Raw genomic sequence first — 1,051 nt, forward strand, 5'->3', positions numbered from 1 at the left:
ACGAATGGGTATCTCTTATGGAATCAAGAGGGTGGGCCTGCGAGATTTGCTCACGAACAGTAGAGACATCAGGAAGGACATTGGCTGTAGACCATGACCATGCTAGTGGTGAAATACGTGGAGTCCTATGCCAGAGATGTAACTGCGCTATTGGCCTACTCAGTGAGAACCCTGAGCACATAGCCAACGCTATAAACTATCTTAAAGGAGAAACACATGGCTCAATACATTCCACTGAATGCTAACGATGACTTAGATGCTATCAACGATATGTTAGCAGCTATCGGTGAACCAGCAGTCCTACAGCTTGACGAAGGTAACGCAGACGTATCGAACGCTCAGCGCATCCTGCATCGAGTCAATCGTCAGGTCCAAGCTAAAGGCTGGAACTTTAACATCAACGAAGCTGCTGTCCTGACACCTGATGTCCAAGACAATAGGATTCGATTCTTGCCGTCATACCTTCGTGTAATGACTGCTGGGGCCACCAGCTACTACAGCAACATGGGTGGATACCTGTACGACCTGTCCCACTCAGTCAACCACTTTTCCCCGACCCTATCACGGTAGAGCTTGTGGAGATGAAGCCATTCTCCGAGATGCCTGTGGTCTTCAGGGACTACATCGTCACTAAAGCTAGCCGTGAGTTCAACGCTAAGTTCTTCGGCAGCCAAGAGTCAGAGCTATACCTTCGTGAGCAGGAAGCAGAACTCTATCAGCAGGTTATGGAGTACGAGATGGACACTGGTCGCTACAACATGATGTCTGACATCGGGAGGGACTAATGGCTAGTCACAATCTGAAGATTCACCGCAAGCACTTTGGTCCGGTACAGCTAGGTCTAAAGACAGCAGAGCTAAGACTTAACGACAGGACTTTAAGGTTGGCGATTGGCTTATCCTGAATGAGTGGGACAACGGGTATACTGGACAACAGGTAGCACGTAAGGTTGTCCATGTGGCTGACGTTGGGGACATCGCTGAAGGATACGTCCTAATGAGTATGATTTAAGGAGGGCACATGCCGCTTATCACGCAAAGCATAAAAATCT

The 1,051-nt window shown here is 48.6% G+C and carries 3 protein-coding genes and 1 pseudogene; all 4 read left to right on the forward strand.

Annotated features, from left to right (window positions below; genetic code table 11):
* Window positions 1-17: 17 nt before the first annotated feature.
* The 4 genes and pseudogenes from AC2W7G_RS17015 to AC2W7G_RS17030 all read left to right on the forward strand — a co-directional run bounded on the left by AC2W7G_RS17015 (window position 18) and on the right by AC2W7G_RS17030 (window position 1,011).
* Window positions 18-245: an endonuclease domain-containing protein gene (locus tag AC2W7G_RS17015; protein ID WP_485869484.1), complete on the forward strand. Its 228-nt coding sequence runs from the start codon at window positions 18-20 to the stop codon at window positions 243-245.
* Window positions 217-570 carry a hypothetical protein gene (locus tag AC2W7G_RS17020; RefSeq protein WP_485869482.1) on the forward strand — a complete coding sequence of 118 codons (354 nt, stop codon included), beginning with the start codon at window positions 217-219 and terminating at the stop codon, window positions 568-570. Before AC2W7G_RS17015 ends, AC2W7G_RS17020 begins: the two co-directional genes overlap by 29 nt.
* Before the next feature lie 11 nt (window positions 571-581).
* Window positions 582-785, forward strand: a complete 204-nt coding sequence (locus AC2W7G_RS17025) for a hypothetical protein (RefSeq protein WP_485869483.1) — start codon at window positions 582-584, stop codon at window positions 783-785.
* A pseudogene (locus tag AC2W7G_RS17030) lies at window positions 785-1,011 on the forward strand (DUF3850 domain-containing protein). The gene AC2W7G_RS17025 and the pseudogene AC2W7G_RS17030 overlap by 1 nt, the downstream one beginning before the upstream one ends.
* Window positions 1,012-1,051 lie beyond the last annotated feature (40 nt).

The sequence above is a fragment of the Aeromicrobium sp. PFPM2_SD2 genome, from assembly GCF_057364525.1.